Annotated in this window: 1 protein-coding gene; it reads left to right on the top strand. The window is 59.3% G+C overall.

All coding sequences use genetic code 11. The features are described 5' to 3' along the window. The coding region (locus KDK14_RS19720; RefSeq protein ID WP_257266926.1) for an AAA family ATPase at positions 1 to 1587 on the top strand (1587 nt) is incomplete at both ends.

The raw sequence follows: 1587 nt of genomic DNA, 5'->3' as shown, positions 1-1587 counted from the left end.
CCCCATACCTGTTTATTCATGGGCGCAAGATGGAACTGCCAAAGGCACGGGTCACCTTCATGAAAGGACAGCAAACCACCGGCTCAGCATTGATCAACGCCCTGCTCAGCGCTTCCGACAGCCAACCACCCGCACAGGAAAACCCGGTCTACTCCCTGCTGAAGTCACTGCCCCGATCCTGTCAAAGGCTCTATCCAGACAGGCCGCCCTGGACCGGGGAGGATTTTCAACTTCGGTTTGACCAACAGACCGAGGCAGAGCGCCTGCTCGATGGCAGCCCTGTACTTCTGCCGTGCCATCAACGCCGTGCCTTGCATGTGCTGTTGGCCAAGACGTATCGCGGTGATCGGGAGATTTACAGTTTCATCAAGGCCAAAATTACCGGGTATTATCCGGATCAACCCGCCGACAACCGGACCGACCGATCCGCCCTGGAGCACTGGCTGGCCCGACACCCAGCCCCGGAGCTGAGAGACATCAAGGCCGATTTCTGGGCGCTGGCCCGGCACTGTCCGGCCACGGTACACCAAAACATCACAGGACCGGATGACGTAAATAACAACTCGGTAAAAGAGCTGGCCACTTATGTGGTCGCCGCTACCCCCCCTGCACAGCAGCGGCCCATGGCGCAGCGACTGGGCGTCGATCTTCGGCTGGCCCGGCAAAAGTGCTTGTTTGACGGGAGCCTGCGCTCAACCCTAAAAGATATCCTCATCGCTCATCGGCGATCACTCAGGCAAGACACCATCATCAGCCAAACGGTCGGGATGCTGGAAAGCCAGATTTCTTTAATTCTGGATCAGACCGATCAACAGAAATCACAACAGATCCGGGCAATACTGGCCACGGCCTTTATGAATGATCAGTTACCCGGGCAGTGTCAGGATCTGCCCGACGTCCTCCTTGCCCGGCAGCGCCCTGACCAGTCCCGGCAGGAGCGGCGTCTGGAGCATTTGGCCCAGAGGGTCCGGGAGCATCCCGTGGTGTTCCTGCAGGGTGAGGCCGGAGCGGGCAAGACCTTTATGGCCAGGGCCATTGCGGCCAGGGCCGGTTATCCAGACTGTCAGGTGCTTCAGCTTGGGCCCAACGACACTCAGGAAGCCCTGTTTGGCGGACCGCAGCTGGTGAGTTATTCAATGGGCAATGGGGCGGAGGATCACCGCACCGAATTTCGCGAAGGGCCACTGCTGCAGTGGGCATTATCGAAAGATCCGCCCCTGCTGGTGCTCGATGAAGCCAACCTGGCGCCAGAAGGCCTGCTGGCCCCCCTGGCCGGTTTAACCCGGCAGCCGCCGGTGCTCCATTATCAGGGCCGGGAGTACACACTGCCTGAACAGCAACGGCACCGGATTATTCTCACCGGCAATCCGGACCATTATTCAGGGCGGCATCTGGATAACACATTAAAATCACGGATTCCCACCTTCTTCTACAACCCCCTGCCGGACACCGTGCTGGCCAACGCCATCATTCTGCCCAACCTGCCACAGGTCTGGCCTGAGCACCTGAAACACCAGGCCCGTGACCGGCTATTAACCCTGTACAGCCAGTTTCGGGCGCTGCTGGAGCAGACCACACCCAGAGATA

The organism is Endozoicomonas sp. ONNA2 (genome assembly GCF_024606365.1).
GTDB lineage: Bacteria > Pseudomonadota > Gammaproteobacteria > Pseudomonadales > Endozoicomonadaceae > Endozoicomonas.
The sequence above is the reverse complement of the archived record's forward strand: the minus strand, read 5'-3'. Positions and strand labels throughout refer to the sequence as shown.